Genomic DNA, 20,460 nt, shown 5'->3' on the forward strand with positions numbered 1-20,460 from the left:
GTGACAGGTGTCATATCTTCTTCTTCCATCGGAGAAAAGATTAACGAATGGTATATGTACATACGCCGATTCAGCATACCCGATGCAGAATATTTGCGACGAGAAATCAAGCAAGAGCTGGATCAAATGGAAGAAGATCAAGACCTTCATTTGTACTATTCACTGATGGAGTTTCGGCACAACCTGATGCTTGAGTACCTTGAACCGTTAGAAAAAATGAGGATTGAGGAACAGCCGAGACTGTCTGATCTGCTGCTTGAGATTGATAAAAAACAGGCTCGTTTAACTGGTCTGCTTGAGTACTATTTTAATTTCTTCAGAGGCATGTATGAGCTGGACCAGCGGGAATATCTGTCGGCTATTAAATTTTTCAAAAAAGCCGAAAGCAAGCTGATATTCGTTAAGGATCGGATAGAGAAAGCTGAGTTTTTCTTTAAGATGTCTGAATCTTATTACTATATGAAACAAACGTATTTTTCAATGGACTATGCACGGCAAGCATATGAAATATACAAAGAACATGAAGCTTATAATATAAGATTGCTGCAGTGTCATTCTTTATTTGCCACCAATTTTTTAGATTTAAAACAGTATGAGGATGCCATCTCACATTTTCAAAAAGCTTATTCTATGGCAGAAGCTGAAAAGCAGCCCCAATTAATGGGGAGAACTTTGTACAATATCGGGCTTTGTAAAAACAGCCAAAGCCAATATGAGGATGCCATAACTTATTTCAAAAGAGCAATAGCTGTTTTTGAAGAATCAAATATTCTTCCTTCCTTACCTCAAGCGTATTTTTTAATTACACAGATCCATTATAAATTAGGAAAAATGGATAAAGCTCATGAATATCATAGTAAGGGAATGGCTTATTCACAAAAGGCCGGAGATGTAATATATTTATCAGAGTTTGAATTTTTGAAATCTTTATACTTATCAGGCCCGGATGAAGAAGCAATTCAAGGATTTTTTGATTTTCTCGAAAGTAAAATGTTGTATGCTGATCTTGAAGATTTCGCTATTGATGTGGCAAAATATTATCATGAACGTAAAAATTTTCAAAAAGCTTCTGCTTATTTTTTGAAGGTGGAACAAGTAAGGCAACTTATTCAAGGAGGAGTGAGTTTGTATGAAATTGAAGTCTAAACTATTACTCTCTTGTCTGGCTCTATGCACTGTGTTCGTGGCAACAACTATTGCAAATGCACCTACACACCAAATTGAAGTTGCACAACGAGGAATGATTTAACCGCCGTCCATCGGCGGTTTTTTTGTCCCCTCTTTACCCAGTCTCCCAATCCATGCTATGATTTTTTCAATAATCTTAAAAATAGTGGAAATGCAGCATGTCTCTGGAAAGTGTGAGAACCCACTTTAAACAGTGGAATCGAGAAAATGATGTGACGGAGTTCGAAACGTCGAGCGCGACAGTTGAACAGGCAGCTGAGACGACCGGCGTGAGCCCGGCTAGAATCGCCAAGACCCTGTCCTTCAGAGGGGAAGGAGATCAGGTGATTCTGATTGTGACAGCCGGCGATGCCAAGATCGACAACAAAACGTTCAGGCAACATTTGGCTTTAAAGCAAGAATGCTCTCTCCTAATGAGGTACTGGAGCAGACAGGCCATGAAATTGGAGGAGTTTGCCCATTTGGATCGGCTCATGATCCTGAGGTTTATCTTGATGTATCGCTGAAACGGTTTGAGACTGTTTTCCCCGCATGCGGCAGCAGAAACTTCGCTATTGAGGAGAATTATCCGAATTTTCTTTCTTAAAAGCATGGATTGATGTTTGTAAAGACTGGGAATAAAAAAACATCCAGACATCGTCTGGATGTTTACTTATTTCACAAAACCAAGCAGCATTTCACGGATGATTTTACTGGCTGTGTTTGCCGTTTGCTCTGAGTGGTCATACACCGGTGCGACTTCCACTAAATCAGCGCCCTTTACGTTTACCTCTGAACGCGCGATTTCATGGACGGATGCAAGCAGTTCTTTAGACGTGATGCCGCCGGCGTCAACCGTTCCTGTACCCGGTGCGTGTGCAGGGTCTAATACGTCAATGTCAATTGTGACATAAACCGGACGGCCCGCCAGCTTCGGAAGCACCTCTTTCAGCGGTTCAAGCACTTCAAATTTTGAGATGTGCATGCCGTTTTCCTTCGCCCATTCAAACTCTTCTTTCATGCCGGAACGGATTCCGAATGAATACACATTGTGCGGTCCGATCAATTCTGCCGCCTTACGGATCGGCGTGGAGTGAGAAAGCGGTTCTCCCTCATAATCAACACGAAGATCTGTATGTGCGTCAAAATGGATGATCGCAAGGTCTGGGTATTTCTTGTACATCGCTTTAATGACAGGCCATGACACGAGGTGCTCCCCGCCCATACCCATTGGGAACTTCCCTTTTTCTAAAATGCTGTCCACGTACTCTTCAATCATATCCAGGCTTCGCTGCGGATTTCCGAACGGCAGCGGAATGTCGCCGGCGTCAAAGAAGTTCAAGTCAGCCAGATCGCGGTCTAAATATGGGCTGTATTCCTCAAGGCCGATTGACACCTCACGGATTCTGCTTGGACCAAAGCGTGAGCCCGGGCGATAGCTGACTGTCCAGTCCATCGGCATGCCGTAAAGAATGGCGTCCGCTTCTTCCCACTCGGGACGGCTCGCGATAAATACTTTTCCTGAATAAGCTTCATCAAATCTCATCTATAATACCCTCGCTTTCCTGTAAAAAAGCGCAAGATTCGCTCCTGCGCCATACCTTCATTATTTAATCAGGTCACTCACAAATTTCGGCAGAACAAACGCCGCTTTATGAATATCTTTTGTGTAATATTTCGTCTCAATATCGAAGAAACGGCTGTCTTCCACTGCAAGCGGATCATATTTTTTCGAGCCAATTGTAAATGTCCACAAACCGCTTGGATATGTCGGAATGTTCGCCGTATACAGCTTCGTAATCGGGAAGATTTCCTTCACGTCGCGCTGTACATTTGTGATTAATTCCGGTGTAAACCATGGGTTGTCCGTCTGCGCAACGAAAATACCGTCTTCTTTCAGCGCTTTTGCGATTCCTGCGTAGAATCCTTTTGTAAACAGGTTTACAGCCGGTCCGACTGGTTCAGTTGAATCTACCATGATGACGTCGTATTGATTTTCAGATTTTGCAATGTGCATAAATCCGTCATCTACCTGCACGTCAACGCGCGGATCATCCAGTTTGCCTGCGATAGAAGGAAGGAACTTTTTAGAGTATTCGATAACCTTGCCGTCAATGTCTACAAGTGTCGCTTTTTTCACGCTTGGGTGCTTCAGGATTTCTCTGATAACGCCGCCGTCACCGCCGCCGACTACGAGAACGTGCTCCGGATTTGGGTGCGTAAATAATGGCACATGCGCCACCATTTCGTGATAAACGAATTCGTCTTTTTCAGATGTCATCACCATGCCGTCCAAAAACAGCATGTTGCCGAACTCTTCTGTTTCCACCATTTCTAAATGCTGAAACTCCGTTTGTTCTGTATGTAACGTCTTGTTAACCTTCATCGTAATGCCAAAGTTTTTCGTCTGCTTCTCTGTGTACCAAAGTTCGCTCAATTGTCATCTCCCTTTCGAGGCTGTATTCATTTATTGTAAGCGTCTTATCAGCTTTTATTCTCGGTTGAAATCTCATTTTCACCTAAGGAAAAAGTATAGAGGATGGCGGGGAAAAAGTAAAGATGCGTCCTGTTCTGCGATGTTTAAAAACGATCTTTTTTTCTCATAATAGTAGAAACATAAAAAAAGGGGGAACCCGTTGTGGATGCAATGACAAATAAACGGCTGAGACTGACGCTGAAAACCGTTCGCGCCTTTATCTTTTTAGGGGCTTTTGCGGCCTTGGCGGCAGCTGCCGTGTTTATGACTGTCATTTTGATAGCCAAATACCAGGGCGCTCCCTCGGTGCAAGTGCCGCAATCCACGATTTTGTATGCGAGTGACGGCTCAAAGCTCGGGGAAACGAACTACGGCGAAAAGCGCTATTGGGTCCCCTTAAAGGACATGAATCCGACGATCGTAAAAGCGACAGTGGCGATTGAAGACCAGAATTTCTACGATCATCACGGCTTTGATTATAAACGCATGGCCGGCGCGGCGCTTGCTGACCTGAAAGCATTTGCCAAGGTTCAGGGTGCAAGCACCATCACCCAGCAATATGCCAGAAATTTATACCTTGAACACGACAAAACGTGGAAACGGAAATGGAATGAGGCGTTCTACACGATCCGTCTGGAACAAAACTATTCTAAGGACGAGATATTAGAAGGCTATTTAAATACGATTTACTACGGCCACGGCGCCTACGGCATTGAAGCAGCTTCCCGCCTTTATTTCGGCAAGCATGCCAAAAACCTGACGGATGCGGAGGCGGCGCTTTTGGCAGGAATCCCGAAAGGCCCTTCCGGCTATTCACCGTATGTCAATGAGACGAAGGCCAAGGAACGCCAGAAAACGATCGTGCGGATGATGGAAAAGCAGCAGATGATCAGCCAAAAGAAAGCGGATGAATTGATCAAGGAACCTCTTTCCTATCAGCCTTTGAATAAACAAGTTTCCAAGAGAAAGGCTCCTTATTTCTATGACAATGCGATGAGAGAGCTGGAAAAAAAGCTCGGCATGACACGGGAGCAAATTGAAACGAGCGGGTTAAACGTCTATACAACGGTAGATAAACGGATGCAGCGCATCGCCGAGGAGACCATAACCGAAACGGTTAACGCGGGCTCTGACATTCAAGTCGGGTTTTCAGCCATTGATCCCCGCACCGGAAACGTTCTCGCCCTTGTCGGCGGCAGGGATTATCAAAAAAGCCCGTTTGACCGGACGACACAGGCGAAGCGCCAGCCTGCTTCGACGATCAAGCCGTTGCTGTACTATAAAGCGATTCAGAGCGGATTTACGCCAGTCACTTTGATGAAAAGCGAAGAAACCGAGTTTCAAATTGATGCAAAGGGAGAAACCTATTCTCCAAGCAACTATAACGGATACTATGCCAACAAGCCGATTACGCTTCTGCAGGCGCTGGCGCTTTCCGACAATATTTACGCTGTGAAAACACATCTTTTTCTCGGCACGAACAAACTTGTAAAGACGGCAAAGGAATTCGGCATTACCGCCCATCTTCAAGCATTGCCGTCCCTGGCACTCGGCACCGAACCCGTGCGTCCGATTGAGATGGTCAACGCCTATGCCATGCTCGCAAATGGCGGAAAGAAAATCGAACCGACTTTTATTTCAAGGGTAACGGACGCAGCCGGCCACGTGCTGTACGAAAACCCGAATCAGCATAAACAGGTGCTTGATGAAAAAGCCGCTTTTGTCACAGCGAGTATGATGACAGGCATGTTTGATACCGATTTAAATGGATATACGTCGGTTACGGGACGAACGATAGCCAACCGCCTGACAAGAACGTATGCCGGAAAATCAGGAACCACAAGCGCAGACAGCTGGATGATCGGCTTCAATCCGAAACTGGCCGCAGGTGTTTGGACCGGCTATGACAAAAACAGCACCATCGACTCAGTCGAAGAAAAAAGCTATGCTAAAACCATTTGGGCGGACTTCATGGAGGACGCGCTCAAAGGCGAACCGGAAACCGCGTTCAAGCCGCCAAAAGGCGTAACCGGTGTGTACATTGATCCGGAAACAGGCTACTCATCAGGTCCCGGCTGCGCCGCTAAGCATTACACATATTTTGTGAAAGGCACAGAACCAGCAAACGTGTGCTACGGGGCAGAACCCGCAAAACAAACAAAAGACCGGCTTCCATCCAAAGAAAAGCCCGCTTCCGAGAAAAAATGGTGGGACAAATGGCTGGGGCGACATCATTGAAAATAACCCGGCTCCTCGGAGGCCGGGTTATTCGTATGGTTCCTTCATAATCGATGGAAGAATGTTAGACAATCGAGCTGAACAATCAGTTTTGGGATAAAGTGGTGAATTTTTCATTTCTTCGACGTCGGCTTTCATCTCCCAGTCGCCGACTCATATCCCCCTAAAAATGAAAAACCCCGAGTCTTGTTTCGGCTCGGGATTTTCCATGTCCTATTTCTGTATCACCAGTTTACTCAATGTTTACGAAAAATATCTCAAATACTTTAAAAGTTCACAGAAAATTCACAAATTAATTATCTTCCGGAAGCAGGCTTGTTTTTAATTCATCTGAGGAACGGTCCCATAGGCCCTGATCATGCTTTTTCAGAAATTCGCCTAGTACACGCTTCGAGCTGTCGTCCATTTTATCAACGATGATTTTCCGTTTCATGGATTTATCCATCAAATTCACATGCTCAGGCAGCGACTTGTAGCCTCTTCTGATGCTTCTGTCGACCGTCATTTCACAGGCTGTCACACCAGCGTAATAAGGCCCCTCTTCTTTTCTGTCAATCGTTACCCACACAAGCCAGTATGGTTTTCCGTTCGGAACTTCTTCTTTATTCGGGAGAAATTTAATTCCTTTTTCGACGGTGCTGCGGGCATGCATGGCGCCGATGTCTACGAACGCTTCTTTTTCCTCTACATCAACGAATACGGGAGAAATGTTATCAAGGCTGAGTGCCCCTACGCCAAAACCGCCGTGTCCGTCTGTCGGATCACTTTTGATAATATTAAACCCGATTGATTTTTTCTTTTTTTCTTCCATGAAGTCCTACCTCCTACAAAAGCGGTTGAAATATCGCTGAAAACAGCTTTAAAATCGAATCTCTTCCTGCATTGAGCATCGGCCACAGCACGTAAGATCCGAGCGGTGTCACAAACAGCACCAAAAACACGATAAAGCCGTAGCTCTCCGCCTGCGTCATTTTGGCACGCACGCCCGGCGGAACGAGATCTTCTATAATTCGATAGCCATCGAGCGGAGGAAGCGGCAGCAGATTAAATAAAAACAAGACAAGATTCAGCTGTATCCAAATAGAAAAAAACTGATCAAGCCCCGTGCTGAACGCCGCAAGCATTTCCATTCCGTACGCATGCATCAACACTAACAAAAAGAAACCAATAAACGCAAGAATCAGGTTACTGACGGGCCCGGCTATAGATACGAGCACACCAGCAAGCCGGGGTTTCTTAAAGAAGCGGCGATTCACGGGAATGGGGCGCGCCCACCCGAATCCGGCCACCAGAATCAAAATGGTTCCGAACGGATCAAGGTGTTTAATGGGATTCAGCGTCAGTCTTCCTTGTTTTTTCGCCGTATCGTCACCGAATTTGTATGCGACATAAGCGTGGGCAAGCTCGTGCATCGTAAACGACACAATTAGCGTGATGACGAGGTATGGCATTAAAGATAACGGATAATATAAAAAACGGTCCAAGTGAGATATCCCTCTTTCTCAAAATGCAAGAATTTACTTTATTCAGTATACTATAAGAAGCCTCTTTTTCTAAAGAGAGGAAACGAGATAAAGGAGGATTCAGCACCCATGCCATACGTAACTGTCAAAATGCTCGAAGGCCGTACAGACGAGCAAAAACGCAATCTTGTCGAGAAAGTAACAGAAGCCGTAAAGGAAACAACCGGTGCTTCTGAAGAAAAAATTGTTGTCTTTATAGAAGAAATGAGAAAAGACCATTATGCCGTCGCAGGCAAACGCCTGAGCGATATGGAATAATCTCTATAAAGCCGGCGCTTCGCGTACCGGCTTTTATTATCCCTATTGAGCCAGCTTCGCAATAATCGCCAAGAACGTCTTTTTCTCTTCGGCTGTTAAACGTTCAAACATGCCATCAATCAGCTGCTGGCGGTTTTCGATCATTTGTTCAGCCGCTCCCCGGCCCGATTCAGAAAGCGTAATCCATACAGTGCGGCGGTCATTGTTATTTCTCGATCTCTCAATAAACCCTTCCTGCTCTAAATGATTCAGAGCTGTGGTCGTGGCAGAGGGAGACAGTGTGACCTCCTTCAAAATATCCTTTATGGTGCAGCTCCCATGTCTGTATATGATCCGCAGAATAAACCCTCTTACATTATTCACGTGTTTCGGAACGGTGGCTTCATCTAATTGCTTCGTGCTTTTCAAATATTTTGTAAGTGCGTGATCCAGCAAATTTGCTTCCAGTTTGTCATGGTCCATGTAAATTTCCCCATTTCGAGATGCATTCATAACATACGAACGATATGATTTACTTATTATTTTACTGATTCCGAATAGGGAAAGTCAAAAAAGCAAAATATGAATTCACAGCTTTTATCCTACATGCCTCGATTTTCCACCTGTTTCACAAGCTTATCTTTAAATGTCTGAAAAGGAACATGTTCATTCTGCTGATGTCCGAATTGGCGGACGTTTACCGCATTCTCCTGCTCCTCATGATCTCCAAGCACCAGCACGTACGGGATTTTCTGCACCTGCGATTCTCTGATTTTATAGCCCAGCTTCTCATTGCGCTCATCAATGCCGGCTCTTATCCCCACCTGCTTCAGCTCCGCCTGCACCTTTCTGCAATAGTCTAAGTGAACGTGCGAAACCGGTATGATTTGAACCTGGACCGGTGCGAGCCAGACTGGGAAAGCCCCGCCGTAATGCTCGATCAAAATACCGAAGAAACGGTCGATCGAGCCGAAAACCGCTCTGTGGATGACAACGGGACGAACCTTTTCATTGTGTTCGTTGATATATGTTAAATCAAATTTTTCCGGCATTTGAAAATCAAGCTGAATTGTCGCACATTGGTGGCTCCGTTTCAGGGCATCTTTTATGTGGAAATCAATTTTCGGCCCGTAAAACGCCCCATCACCTTCATTGATCTCATAAGAGAGGCCAAGCTCCTCAAGGACGCGTGCTAAGGCACGTTCCGACGCTTCCCAAAGGCTGTCATCGCCTAATGAATCCTCCGGGCGAGTCGAAAGCTCAACTGAATACTCGAAACCAAATGTCCGATATACCTCATCAATCAGCCGAATCGCTTCTTTGATCTCACTCTCAATCTGATCCTCCCGAACGAAAATATGGGCGTCATCCTGACAGAACGTCCGAACGCGAAGCATTCCGTTTAAAGCGCCGCTGTATTCATGGCGATGCACCTGTCCGAATTCCGCCATGCGAATCGGCAGATCCCGATAAGAATACAGGCTGTTTTTAAAGATGAGCATGTGGCCGGGGCAATTCATCGGCTTCATTGCGAATCTTGTATCATCCACTTCTGAAAAGTACATATTGTCGCGATAATGGTCCCAATGGCCTGACTGCTCCCATAACCGCTGATTCATCATAAACGGCGTACGCACCTCATCGTAGCCGGCATTTGTTTGCAGCTCACGCGAGAAGCGCTCCAGCTCATTGCGGACAATCTGCCCTTTCGGCAAATAAAACGGCATCCCCGGCGCTTCTTCAGAAAACATAAACAGCCCTAACTGTTTGCCGAGCTTGCGATGGTCTCGTTTTGCCGCTTCTTCCAGCATATGCAGGTGCGCATCCAAATCTTTTTTCTTTTGAAACGCAACCCCGTACACCCGCTGCAGGACTTCATTTTTACTGTCTCCGCGCCAATAAGCGCCTGATACTCTTGTCAGTTTGAACGCCTTGATCATCCCTGTAGAAGGAAGATGCGGCCCGCGGCACAGGTCAACGAATTCCCCTTGCTGGTACAGTGTGATATCCTCCCCGCGCGGAATATCCTTTAAAATCTCAAGCTTGAACCGCTCGGCTTTTTGTGCAAACAGCTCTTCAGCTTCTTCGTAAGAAACCTCTATACGTTTGATTTCAAGGTTCTCATTTATTATGTTTTTCATTTCTTTTTCGATGGCCTCTAAGTCTCCTGATGCCAAGCTTTTCCCCAGCTTCATGTCATAGTAGAAGCCGTCTTCAATCACAGGCCCTACCCCCAATGACACTTCGCCGTACAGCCGTTTTACTGCTTGGGCCAGCACATGCGCTGATGTGTGGCGAAGCACCTGCAAGCCTTCTTGTGAATCGAGTGTAACAATCGAAAGCTCAGCATCCTCCTCCAGCTTGAAACTGAGATCAACAAGCTTGCCATTGACCTGACCTGCAGCCGCCTTCTTTTGCAGACTGGAACTGATAGAACCAGCCGCTTCTTTGATTGTGATGCCTTTCGGATATTCCTGGATCTGTCCGTCCGGAAGCTGAATGTGTACATGTTTACTCATTTTAGAACACTCCTTATTCATTGTTGTATATAAAAAAACACACCCGTCCCGCAGATAGGGACGAGTGTGTGATTAACCCGTGGTTCCACCCAAGTTCCCGACAAATACGATATTGTCGGCTCGGTGCTGTAACGCAGCATAGACGGCATTGGTTACTTCAGTTCCCCAATGCTGCTCCAAGGCGGTAAATGATATTCCTAAGCTGGGAAGCTCTCACCTTTCCTTCCCTCTCTGAAAACCGTAACTATCATTCATGTCCTTTTCATCGCATGTATTCAATTCATAAAAAAACACACCCGTCCCACAGATAGGGACGAGTGTGTGATTAACCCGTGGTTCCACCCAAGTTCCCGACAAATACTATGTTGTCGGCTCGGTGCTGTAACGCAGCATAGACGGCATTGGATACTTCAGTTCCCCAATGCTGCTCCAAGGCGGTAAATGATACTCCTAAGCTGGGAAGCTCTCACCTTTCCTTCCCTCTCTGAAAACCGTAACTATCATTCGTGTCCTTTTCAACGCATTTATGTAGTTCATATAAAAAAACACACCCATCCCTCTAAAAAGGGACGAATGTGTTGATCATCCGTGGTTCCACCCAAATTCCCGACAAGCGCTATGTTGTCGGCTCGGTGCTGTAACGCAGCATGACGGTATCGGATACTTGATTTCCCCGATACGGCTCAAAGGCGGTAAGCTGCTTTCCCTGCGTTAGGAAGATCTCAGCTGTCCTTCCCTCTCTGGAAACCGTAAAAAGCATCTCGTGTCCTTATCAGTGCCTGTTGTTTCAATAATTTTTTATATCTTACTATATATTCCCACAAAGCGCAATCAGTGATTTACATTTTTTTCTGACGCAGCAGTTCCGTTATGGGCAGCCAGAAACAGCCATACAAGCAATGCAGCGAGGCTGTATGCCGCTCCCATCATCAAAAACGTAAACCCGGCACCGGCATACCAAGTGGCGGACAGATGAATAATCACCCCGGTTATCGCTACGCCGACCAAGGCTCCGATTTGCCGGTTTGCATTTAACGCCGCACCGGCGATATTCGCATGTCTTTGCCCGGCAGCCTGCATGATCACAGTTGTCATGGCAGGAACTGTAATACCGGTACAGAGGTTCATAACAGACATCAACACCGCCAGCTGCCAATAAGGAAAATCCGGAGAAATCAGCACAAACAACAGCAATGCAATGATACAGCTGACCGCCATTGATACAAACATAAGCTGCCCGGCTTCAAACCGATTCGCCAGACGGGCAAACAGCAGATTGCCGATCACGAAGACCGCCATCATCGGCAGCAGCTCAACTCCAGCCATAAAGGAACTTGCGCCTCCTGCTTCCTGCAAAAAAAGGCTGAGCATAAACATGCCGCCAAAAAGGGCGAAATTCAGCAAAAACCCGATAAATTGGGCAGCTGAGAAGCGACCGTTTTTGTATAAGGACGCCGGCAGGATGGGTGCTTTTGCAGAAATTTCCCGCAGCAAAAACAGCACAAATGCCAAAATCGCTGCAGTAAATGCTACAAGAATCACTGGCGAGCGCCAGCCCGCTGAAGGCCCCTGTATCAAAGCATAGGAAAGAAACCCGAGAGCCATCATGCCAAGCAGATGCCCGATGATGTTCACGCGGCTGCTTTTTCCCGGAACGCGGCTGAGGATTCGGTAAGCTGAAATGAGCGCAGCAGCCCCCAACGGCACATTGATCAGAAAAATACTCTGCCAGCCCGCCAACTGTACCAGCACTCCCCCGATAAAGGGCCCGAGGCCTGAAGCGGCGGAAACAAGCGCGGCCCACAGCCCAAACATTCTCGCCCGCACCCGCTCATCAGGGTAAGAGGCAGCCAAAAGGCTGAGTGAGCTTGGCATAAACAATGCTGCCCCAATTCCCTGTATAAGGCGTCCGGCAATCAGCATCTGACCATTTATAGATGCAGCGCATAGACAGGAGGCGAGAACAAAAATAGCTAAACCCAGGATATAGATCGTCTTCGAGCCGAAACGGTCGGCCAAGGCTCCGCCCGCCAGCAGAAGCGACGCAAAAGTAAGAATGTACCCGTCCACAACCCACGTTACACCTGAAAGTGACATTGAAAGAGTGCTTTTCATATCAGCCATCGCCACATTCACAACGGTCACATCAAGAGTTGCCATGAGGAAACCAAGTGCGAGCACGATCAGCACGGATATGCCTGTTGATGATGTTGATTCTTGTATAGACCCGCTATTTTTCATTACAATTGCCCTTTCACTTGCTTGATTACCCAATCATCTATTTTTTCAAGATCATACAATTCCCCGACTCTGTCCATAACATGCTGCAAGGATTCTTCTCTCATAAGATTGGACCATTTATCCTCGATTTCCCCCATGACTGTCTCCAGCACACAGTGACTTTCACCCTCAAATACAGATTGCAGCAGGCCTTTCCCCTGATACATCGAACCTCTGCCTTCGACCGCTTGATAAACATCATAAAGCGTAATGTCAGCCAAAGGCTTCGTCAGGGTAAAACCGCCCTTCGTCCCTGGCAAGGATTCTGCCAAACCGGCTTGAACCAATGTTCTCATCAGCTTCTTCAAGTAAGACGGAGACACACGCAATCGCTGGCTTATAGCCTCTGACGTCAAAGAAGCCTGTACCGGCAGCCGTGACAGTAACAGCAGCACAGAAACCGCCTGCTCCATTCCTGATTTCATTTTCATCCTATTCACTCCTGATTCATTATGGATAACTATTATCCATAATGAATCTCTTAGCAGCTTTTGTCAATAAAAAAAGCAAAAGAAACGATTCATTTCTTTTGCTTGGTATGGTTAACAAATCTGCTTCAGTTCCTCTATGTATTGAAGCGCTTCGTCATATTCTTCATTTGTATATTTTTGCTTGCTTTTGATGGTAAAGACTTTTTCTTTCTTTTCCTCATCCTCAAGCCCGTCAAAGTAAAGGATCGTGGAAACCAGCTCTAAAAACCGTGATGAACGGCTGTTTACACTGTCGATATAGCCTTTCATATCCGGCATGTCCAGATCAGCATGGTCTAAAAATGCGGAGCCTGTCTCAGTCAGCGAATACCGGTATTGAAAGTAGCCGCCCTTTTTTTCCTTCACCTCATGCAGAAATCCAAGGTTGCACAGCTCTTCAATCTGGAGCGTCAGTTCCTCTGAATATGGTCCGTAAAAGTGAAAATCATATTTCTCATAGAAAGGAAACTGCATTTTCTTGGCGATATAAATCATTTTCTGCAGCTTCTTTCGCCCGATGATTTCTCCAGAATCCGAGAACACCTTCATCAGTTTTGCATGTTCTTTCAACAAATTCCCGACATCTCCTTTTTCCTTCTTTCCAATTTCTATGTCAGTCCCAGCAGCTGCCGGATTTTCATTTTCGCTTCCGGATGTTCAGAGCCGTCGCAAATCAAGTCCTTTGGATAGTACAGCTTGTGGTCCGTCCGCCGTTTACCTGAGATGGATTCCACAATAGCCGACTGCCTGGACAGCTCTTTAATTTGGCCGTTTTGCGTCAAGAGATGGATCGGCAGACGCTCCTCTTCCTCTCCCGGTCGGTAAAAATCGTATGGCAGATCTGATGAAGAATCAACGACCAAATAATAGCTCGGATCGATTCCCGCCTCTTTGAACAATGAAGTCAGCTCAAAATAAGCCGACATTTCTTCATTCGGATTGAATTCAACGTATTGGAACAGCTGGCGGTTAATGAATCTGCGGCACAAGTCGGATAAAATCGCGTCTTCTTCATCCTCCCAGGCCTGGAAGTAATACAAAATAATAGATTCATCCAGCTTTACATAATCCTCCAGTGTCAATTTCCCTTCAAAAATAGAATAGAAATGAACCGGAGCGTGAGTGAAGACATAGCCTTCATCGTGCAGCTGCTTCGCCCTGTGAAGAATCTTCGTTAAAATGACCTCTGCACTTCTAGTCACAGGATGGAAGTAGACCTGCCAGTACATTTGGTAACGGCTCATGATATAGTCTTCGACAGCGTGCATTCCGCTTTCTTTAATGACGATCTGATCCTCGCGCGGCCGCATCACCCGAAGAATCCGCTCCATATCAAAATGGCCGTAGCTGACGCCCGTATAATATGCGTCGCGCTGCAGGTAATCCATGCGGTCTGCGTCAATCTGACTCGAAATCAGGCTGACCACTTGCTTGTTTTTATATGTTTTGGCAATGACTTCAGCAACATCCTGAGGGAAACCCGGGCTCACCTTTCTGAGCACCTGATTAACCTCCGTGTCTCCCAAAATGATACCTCTTGTAAAATCCTCGTGGTCAAGGTGAAAGACCTTTTCAAATGAATGCGAGAACGGCCCGTGCCCGAGGTCATGAAGCAGCGCCGCGGCCAAACAGAGTTCGCGCTCACTGTCATCCCATTCAGGGCGGCCTTTAAAGACGTCATCAACCATTCTTCTGACAATTTCATAGACACCGAGAGAATGGTTGAACCGGCTGTGCTCAGCCCCATGGAACGTCAAATAGGTCGTTCCGAGCTGCTTAATTCTGCGGAGACGCTGAAATTCACGGGTTCCGATCAAATCCCATATCAGCTTGTCCCGAACATGAACATAGCGGTGCACCGGATCTTTAAACACTTTTTCTTCTGATAATTTTCCATTTGGATACGCCATCGTCATTCCCTCTTTTTTTTAGCCGTGTTTCTATTATATCGACTCTATTCTTTGAAAACATCCTTGAATTTGCCCGGCGATTTGTTCCATCTTCATGAAAAACACATCTTGTGAAGCAAAAAAGCCTGACCTGAGGGCCGAGGCTAAGAAAAAATATGTTTTTACTTTTTTATTTTCTTTTTTACTTTGTCAATCAGCTCATCCTCTGTCGGAGCTGACAGCGGGCGATTGTTCACAAAAGCAAATGATTTTTTCCGTCCGGGCCCGCAATAAGATTGGCATCCTACCTCAACCTTTGCGTCCGGGTCCACTTCTTTCAAACGCGGCAGCAATGTTTTGATATTAGTGGCTTGGCAATCATCACACACTCGAAATTCATTAGCCATGACGTACGCTTCCCTTCATTTCTATGTTCATCTATGTGAATAACCTAAAATCACGTTTCAAAAAAAAATCACATCACTCTTCATTTTACAAGGATTCGACTGTTCCTGCAAGCCGCTCCATCCTTCGTATCTCCTATTCTTTCAGCCAATTTGTATAAATATTTTCCAACCTGGACATTCTAATACCATGAAAAGAAAAATGGGAGTTGAGATAAATGACAAAACAGCGACAAGACGCTTGGTCAGAGGAAAACGATCTGCTTTTAGCCGAAACAGTGCTTCGGCATGTGAGGGAGGGCAGCACTCAGCTGAACGCCTTTGAAGAAGTCGGCGATAAATTAAACCGGACATCCGCAGCCTGCGGATTCAGATGGAACGCAGTGGTCCGCCATCAATATGAAAAAGCGCTTCAGCTTGCGAAGAAACAACGAAAACAGCGGATGAGAGCGCTCGGAAACGGGCAGCCTGCGAAAAAAAGATTATTATATCAGCCTCCTGCCGTTGATCCTGAAATCATTCAAGAAACCGCAGCAGAAGAGCCGGTTAAAATGGAAACACCATCTGTCGAAAATGAGCAACCTTTAATGTCTGGCGAACATATGCCTTTTGTTGATGAAAGCTTTAAGGAAGAGTTAGCTAGTCTATCACACTTATTGTCTCCTCAAACGCCTGCAGCTGCGCCTGAGATGACGATGAATGATGTGATCCGCTTCCTGCAGAATTACGAAGGCAATAACGAGCAATCATCAGCATTAAAAATGGAAAACGAGCGTTTAAAGAAAGAAAATCAGGAATTGCAAAACAAAACAGAGCAGCTAGAGGCAGAAGTTCAAAAGCTTGAAAAAGACCAAAAAACGATCCAAGAAGATTATGAAACCTTGGTGAAAATTATGAACAGAGCCAGAAAGCTAGTTTTATTTGAAGAAGATGAACATGCCTCTCCGTCCTTCAAAATGGACCGGAACGGCAATTTAGAAAAATTAGCGGAATAACATAGAAAAATCCCAAGACGGGCAGCTGTTTTGGGATTTTCGCCATGTACAAAATCCCCTTTTCTATTGAGAAAAGAGAATTTCCTCATTTTGCAGCCGGATCAGCTATTCTTGTAAAATGAGGCCAAGCTTATGTGAATCTATTAAGACATGTGAGCTGCCTCGGCCGTTTTTTGTTTCCGAGGCGCAGCAGAAATGACCAAAAGCCCCAGCATCATAAGCGCAATGCCCAGCCACGAGGAAGGCGAAAGCATTTCCCCTATGAAAAACACGCCAAGCAATGAAGCTGTCAGCGGTTCAGCTAAAGACAGCGTGACTGCCGCCGAGGCCGGAACCCCGGTAAGCCCTTTCGCAAACAAAAAGTATGCGGCACATGTTGCAATTAACCCGATGTAAAGGCTTGTTCCCAGTCCTCTAGGGGTCCATATCCACGAGATATCTGACTGCCATAATAGCGGCGTCAGCAAGATGGCGCTGATCATGAATACAACGGCGGAGGTCGCTCGCGGAGGCTGGGTTTTCATCATCGCTTTACTGATGAGCGTATAGCCTGCAAAAGAAGCACCCGCTCCAAGCGCCATAAGAACACCAGCCACATCAATCCGAACATTGGAACTGTCGGAAAACAGAAGCCAGCAACCCGCTAAAGCCAGCACAGTCGCAATCCACCAAGAGTTTCGCGGGCGTTTCTTCAATACGGCCCATTCGAGGGTCCCAGCAATGATAGGCGCACTGCCGATGGCAATCACAGTTCCCACTGCAATTCCCGTTTCTTTAACCGCTGTGAAAAACAGCGGCTGGTAACACGCCATACAAACAGCGGCTAAAAATACGAGCGGCCATGACCAATTTTTCACGTGAAGCTCCCGGCTGATCCAAACCGCAAGCAGCATGGCGCTTCCTCCTATTAATAACCTGAACGCCCCAAATGCCAGCGGTGTGGCGCTTTCTGGAGCCAACGCCTGAACGGTTCCCGTAGTTCCCCAGAAAAAAGCCGCCATCAATACAAAAAGGCTGTAAATATTCCCCTTCATCTGCCTCTCCCCTTTAATATGGATGCTGATGTCATTTTATCGTTTTTCTTTTTGTCGTGGTTATCTGTATGTAAGAAGGATTTATCTGAAAATAAGATTATTGGGGTAAAATGCCGCTTGAGATAAAAAATGCATGCCGTCATATACAGCCGGCATGCGAAGAACGTTCACCCAAATACCTTTGCATTCCGCTCAGCCATCCGGATGAGGTTTTTCTCAAATTCCATTTCCTCATCAATGGACAGTCCAGCTGAATAAAGATGGGTGCTTAACGCTTTTAATTCCGTCAATAAAGCGAACATTAAGTCTTGTACGGAGATGTCTTTTTGCAGAAGCTCACTTAAGGACGCCATCGTTTCCGGACGTATTTCCGGATAGACGCCTTTTTTATCGTTTTGTTTGTCTTTCAGCGCCGCTTGATAGAATCGTCTGATCAAGTCGGCCCTTTCACTGCCGCTTTTATCCGCACAGAGATAAATTTGAACAGCGACTCCGCCGCGAACGCGTCTCTGAGAGATGCCGGCAAACTTTTTGCCATTTATACTGAGGTCATAGCTGCCGGGACAATAAGACCCTTCAATTTCATAGGCTTCGATCTTTGCGTTGTACGGTCTCAGCATTCGTCTCATCAGCTCGACCATCGCTTCATATCCTTTGTCTATATCGATGCCTTTCTTTTCGTCCTCGAATATGAGAGAGATATTTAAAACACCGTCATCCAATACGACGGCAAGACCGCCGGAATTGCGTACGATCACACGGTATCCTTCGCTCTCCAGCAAGGAGATGCCATCCTGCAAAAACGGGAGGCGTGTATCCTGTATTCCAAGGACAATTGTATCGTGGTGCACCCATGAGCGCGCTGTCGCCGGCGACACGCCTTTTCCGACGGACATGCACAGCGTATCATCCATTGCGAAGGATTGCTTCGCATCAAATAAAGGGCCGAGACTGGATTGGTCAATGACTCTCCATTTCGGCTGCATCAGTAAATCAATCGGTTGGTTTGCCATCTATGTAAAACCCTTTCATGTTAGGCTTATTGAACGAAAACTATTATATCATTTCAGCAGCTGTGATTGATAATTGCTTTTCAGCATCGTAATAAAAATTTCTTTATTTTTTGTATTCTCCATGAGAGGAGAATGAATGTAAGACAGCTTGCGCTTTAACGAGAAATCTTTAATATGCAGAATTGAGATTTCGCGGTGGATCAAATCCTTATGCAGTACGCTTCTGGATAGAACCGAAAGTCCCATGCCGTTAATCACCGCTTCCTTTACACCTTGATTGCTGCTGATAGTGAACATTGATTTCGGCCGAAGTCCATTTGAACTGAGTACATGATCGAGATATTCTCTCGTCCCGGAGCCTTTCTCTCTTGTCACCCACGCTTCGTTCTGCAAATCGCTGATCGAAATCTCTTTCCGCCCAGCCAGCGGATGCTGATTTGGAGCGGCAATGCACATTTCATCCTCCATGAACGGTTCAATTTCCAGCTCATTCTCGTTTGTATGTCCTTCAATCAGCCCGATATCAGCCTGAAGCATCCGCACACGCTCGCTGACCTCCTCTGTATTGCCAATCATGACATCGAGGTTCAGCTCTGGATACAGCTTTTGCAGCTGGGCCAATAGCGGCGGAAGAATATACTCACCAATTGTAAAGCTTGCAGCTATTTTCAATTCGCCCTTCACATAGTGATGATGCGCATAGATTTCAGCCTTGGCTTGTTCGTAGAGAAACACCATTTGCTTTGCTCTTTGATATAAAATGTCTCCTGTCGGCGTTGTCGTAAAGTGTTTTGGCGACCTGTTCAGAAGAGCCGTTTGAAATTCTTTCTCAAGATTTTTGATATGCAGACTGACGCTGGGCTGGGAGATCATCAGCTTTTCTGCCGCTTTTGTGAAGTTTTTTTCTTCTACCACCGCTATAAACGTTTTCAGCACGTCGTAATACAAAAACCCCACCCCTGTCATTAATGAAATATATGGTTATGATTAGTTTTCTTTATTGTACTCATATCATCCGTCTTGGTAAAGAAGGGCTATACAGAAGCGCAAAAAAGGCAGCCCTCGGTCGAGAGCTGCCATCGTCTTCATTTTTATTACAGTGCTTGCGCCGCTGTAATTAATGCGAGATTGTAAACATCTTCAGCGTTACATCCTCTTGAAAGGTCGTTTACAGGCATATTTAAACCTTGCAGGATTGGTCCTACCGCTTCAAAGTTGCCCAAACGCTGAGCGATTTTATAGCCGATGTTTCCTGCTTCAAGGCTTGGGAATACGAATACGTTAGCGTCCCCTTTGATTTCGGAATCCGGCGCTTTTTTCTCAGCTACAGATGGAACAAATGCAGCATCAAATTGGAATTCGCCGTCAAGTGTCAGTTCAGGCGCTTTTTCTTTCGCGATTTTAACTGCATCCGCTACTTTTTCTGTTTCATCAGATTTTGCTGAGCCTTTTGTAGAGAAGCTGAGCATTGCCACGCGAGGCTCAATGTCGAACATTTTTGCCGTATTGGCACTTTCGATCGCAATCTCGGCAAGATCTTGGCTGTCAGGCGCAATGTTGATCGCGCAATCTGCGAATACGTATTGCTCTTCCCCGCGAGCCATGATGAACACGCCTGAAGTCTTTTTCACGCCTTCTTTTGTTTTGATGATTTGAAGAGCCGGGCGGACAGTGTCAGCTGTCGAGTGAGCAGCTCCGCTTACAAGTCCGTCTGCAAGGCCTTTATACACCAGCATTGTACCGAAGTAGTTCTCGTCTAATAACGCTTTGCGAGCCTGTTCTTCTGTCGCTTTGCCTTTGCGGCGTTCTACAAATGCTTGTACAAGGTCTTCCATGCCTTCATATGTATGAGGATCATAAATCTTAACGCCGTCCAGCGTAAGGTTCAATTCTTTTGCTTTTGCTTGGATCTCATTTTCATTGCCGATCACAATCGGATTCAGCACTTTGTTTCCTGCAAGCTTGCTGACCGCTTCTAAAATACGCTCGTCTAAGCCTTCAGGAAATACAATTTTAACGTCTTTTCCAGCTACTTTTTCTTGCACTGTTGAAAATAAATCTGCCACAATAAAACCTCCTCAAAAAGTTACAAAAACGCTTTCTTTTACTAGCATACTCTTCTTCCAATCAAATTCAAACAGCCAACTTTCATTATAGCGCTTTCATAAAAAAATCTTATTTTTCTAACTAATTTAAGTGACTCAATCTTCCCTTA

20 protein-coding genes, 1 pseudogene and 3 other annotated features are annotated in these 20,460 nt (G+C 45.8%); of the genes and pseudogenes, 6 read left to right on the forward strand and 15 right to left on the reverse strand.

Annotation, left to right across the window (positions count from 1 at the left end; genetic code table 11):
- The 3 genes and pseudogenes from rapF to NX903_RS18410 all read left to right on the forward strand — a co-directional run bounded on the left by rapF (position 1) and on the right by NX903_RS18410 (position 1,809).
- The gene (rapF, locus tag NX903_RS18400) at positions 1–1,146 is read left to right on the forward strand and encodes a response regulator aspartate phosphatase RapF (protein ID WP_086344441.1); all 1,146 of its coding nucleotides are present in this window, start codon (positions 1–3) and stop codon (positions 1,144–1,146) included.
- Positions 1,130–1,249, forward strand: coding sequence for a phosphatase RapF inhibitor PhrF (gene phrF, locus NX903_RS18405; RefSeq protein ID WP_041334633.1), 120 nt, complete (start codon positions 1,130–1,132; stop codon positions 1,247–1,249). Before rapF ends, phrF begins: the two co-directional genes overlap by 17 nt.
- Before the next feature lie 97 nt (positions 1,250–1,346).
- Positions 1,347–1,809, forward strand: a pseudogene (locus NX903_RS18410) (YbaK/EbsC family protein).
- A 31-nt stretch (positions 1,810–1,840) separates the two neighbouring features.
- On the opposite strand, the gene speB reads toward NX903_RS18410, so the two are convergent.
- Together speB and speE are read right to left on the reverse strand one after the other, a co-directional pair.
- Positions 1,841–2,713 (reverse strand): agmatinase, encoded by an 873-nt coding sequence (gene speB / locus NX903_RS18415; protein WP_003227545.1) that lies wholly within the window; start codon positions 2,711–2,713, stop codon positions 1,841–1,843.
- Between the two features lie 60 nt (positions 2,714–2,773).
- On the reverse strand, positions 2,774–3,604 hold the full coding sequence (gene speE / locus NX903_RS18420; RefSeq protein ID WP_003227543.1) for a spermidine synthase: 831 nt from the start codon (positions 3,602–3,604) through the stop codon (positions 2,774–2,776).
- A gap of 201 nt (positions 3,605–3,805) precedes the next feature.
- On the opposite strand from speE, the gene NX903_RS18425 reads away from it, so the two are divergent.
- On the forward strand, positions 3,806–5,881 hold the full coding sequence (locus NX903_RS18425; RefSeq protein ID WP_015384942.1) for a transglycosylase domain-containing protein: 2,076 nt from the start codon (positions 3,806–3,808) through the stop codon (positions 5,879–5,881).
- Between the two features lie 292 nt (positions 5,882–6,173).
- Here NX903_RS18425 and NX903_RS18430 read toward each other — a convergent pair whose 3' ends face one another.
- Both NX903_RS18430 and NX903_RS18435 read right to left on the reverse strand, forming a co-directional pair.
- A complete protein-coding gene (locus NX903_RS18430; protein ID WP_015250981.1) occupies positions 6,174–6,692 on the reverse strand; it encodes a YwhD family protein in 519 nt (172 codons plus the stop codon).
- A gap of 13 nt (positions 6,693–6,705) precedes the next feature.
- Positions 6,706–7,365, reverse strand: coding sequence for a site-2 protease family protein (locus NX903_RS18435; RefSeq protein WP_003243167.1), 660 nt, complete (start codon positions 7,363–7,365; stop codon positions 6,706–6,708).
- Between the two features lie 108 nt (positions 7,366–7,473).
- On the opposite strand from NX903_RS18435, the gene NX903_RS18440 reads away from it, so the two are divergent.
- Positions 7,474–7,662 carry a 2-hydroxymuconate tautomerase gene (locus NX903_RS18440; RefSeq protein WP_003222038.1) on the forward strand — a complete coding sequence of 63 codons (189 nt, stop codon included), beginning with the start codon at positions 7,474–7,476 and terminating at the stop codon, positions 7,660–7,662.
- A gap of 42 nt (positions 7,663–7,704) precedes the next feature.
- Here the strand turns inward: NX903_RS18440 and NX903_RS18445 are convergent, their stop codons facing one another.
- The 7 genes from NX903_RS18445 to NX903_RS18475 form a co-directional block, all read right to left on the reverse strand.
- Positions 7,705–8,124: a MarR family transcriptional regulator gene (locus NX903_RS18445; RefSeq protein ID WP_003242889.1), complete on the reverse strand. Its 420-nt coding sequence runs from the start codon at positions 8,122–8,124 to the stop codon at positions 7,705–7,707.
- Positions 8,125–8,243: 119 nt separating this feature from the next.
- A complete protein-coding gene (gene thrS / locus NX903_RS18450; RefSeq protein ID WP_137201083.1) occupies positions 8,244–10,160 on the reverse strand; it encodes a threonine--tRNA ligase in 1,917 nt (638 codons plus the stop codon).
- A gap of 53 nt (positions 10,161–10,213) precedes the next feature.
- Positions 10,214–10,435: a binding site (T-box leader), on the reverse strand.
- Between the two features lie 31 nt (positions 10,436–10,466).
- Positions 10,467–10,688, reverse strand: a binding site (T-box leader).
- Positions 10,689–10,722: 34 nt separating this feature from the next.
- Positions 10,723–10,945 (reverse strand) — a binding site (T-box leader).
- A 46-nt stretch (positions 10,946–10,991) separates the two neighbouring features.
- Positions 10,992–12,401 (reverse strand): MFS transporter, encoded by a 1,410-nt coding sequence (locus NX903_RS18455; RefSeq protein WP_086344443.1) that lies wholly within the window; start codon positions 12,399–12,401, stop codon positions 10,992–10,994.
- Positions 12,401–12,871, reverse strand: coding sequence for an Rrf2 family transcriptional regulator (locus tag NX903_RS18460; RefSeq protein WP_017696247.1), 471 nt, complete (start codon positions 12,869–12,871; stop codon positions 12,401–12,403). The genes NX903_RS18455 and NX903_RS18460 overlap by 1 nt, the downstream gene beginning before the upstream one ends.
- A 111-nt stretch (positions 12,872–12,982) precedes the next feature.
- Positions 12,983–13,483, reverse strand: a complete 501-nt coding sequence (locus NX903_RS18465; protein WP_003227524.1) for a YwgA family protein — start codon at positions 13,481–13,483, stop codon at positions 12,983–12,985.
- A 35-nt stretch (positions 13,484–13,518) separates the two neighbouring features.
- Positions 13,519–14,820, reverse strand: coding sequence for an HD domain-containing protein (locus NX903_RS18470; RefSeq protein ID WP_024571616.1), 1,302 nt, complete (start codon positions 14,818–14,820; stop codon positions 13,519–13,521).
- Between the two features lie 161 nt (positions 14,821–14,981).
- Positions 14,982–15,206: a DUF1450 domain-containing protein gene (locus NX903_RS18475; protein ID WP_003222050.1), complete on the reverse strand. Its 225-nt coding sequence runs from the start codon at positions 15,204–15,206 to the stop codon at positions 14,982–14,984.
- Between the two features lie 215 nt (positions 15,207–15,421).
- Between NX903_RS18475 and rsfA the strand changes: the two genes are divergently transcribed.
- Complete coding sequence (rsfA, locus tag NX903_RS18480) at positions 15,422–16,198, forward strand: prespore-specific transcription regulator RsfA (protein WP_019712820.1); 777 nt, start codon at positions 15,422–15,424, stop codon at positions 16,196–16,198.
- 143 nt (positions 16,199–16,341) lie between these two features.
- Here rsfA and NX903_RS18485 read toward each other — a convergent pair whose 3' ends face one another.
- The 4 genes from NX903_RS18485 to pta form a co-directional block, all read right to left on the reverse strand.
- Positions 16,342–17,232 (reverse strand): carboxylate/amino acid/amine transporter, encoded by an 891-nt coding sequence (locus NX903_RS18485; protein ID WP_064671821.1) that lies wholly within the window; start codon positions 17,230–17,232, stop codon positions 16,342–16,344.
- 167 nt (positions 17,233–17,399) lie between these two features.
- Entirely contained in the window at positions 17,400–18,245 is an 846-nt protein-coding gene (ywfL, locus tag NX903_RS18490) for an octanoyl-[GcvH]:protein N-octanoyltransferase (RefSeq protein WP_024571618.1), read from the reverse strand.
- A gap of 48 nt (positions 18,246–18,293) precedes the next feature.
- Positions 18,294–19,193, reverse strand: coding sequence for a cysJI operon transcriptional regulator CysL (gene cysL, locus NX903_RS18495; RefSeq protein WP_014481233.1), 900 nt, complete (start codon positions 19,191–19,193; stop codon positions 18,294–18,296).
- A gap of 146 nt (positions 19,194–19,339) precedes the next feature.
- Positions 19,340–20,311 carry a phosphate acetyltransferase gene (pta, locus tag NX903_RS18500; protein ID WP_003235941.1) on the reverse strand — a complete coding sequence of 324 codons (972 nt, stop codon included), beginning with the start codon at positions 20,309–20,311 and terminating at the stop codon, positions 19,340–19,342.
- Positions 20,312–20,460 lie beyond the last annotated feature (149 nt).

Origin of the sequence: Bacillus sp. FSL R5-0576, assembly GCF_038004765.1 — a bacterium.
Lineage (GTDB): Bacteria > Bacillota > Bacilli > Bacillales > Bacillaceae > Bacillus > Bacillus subtilis.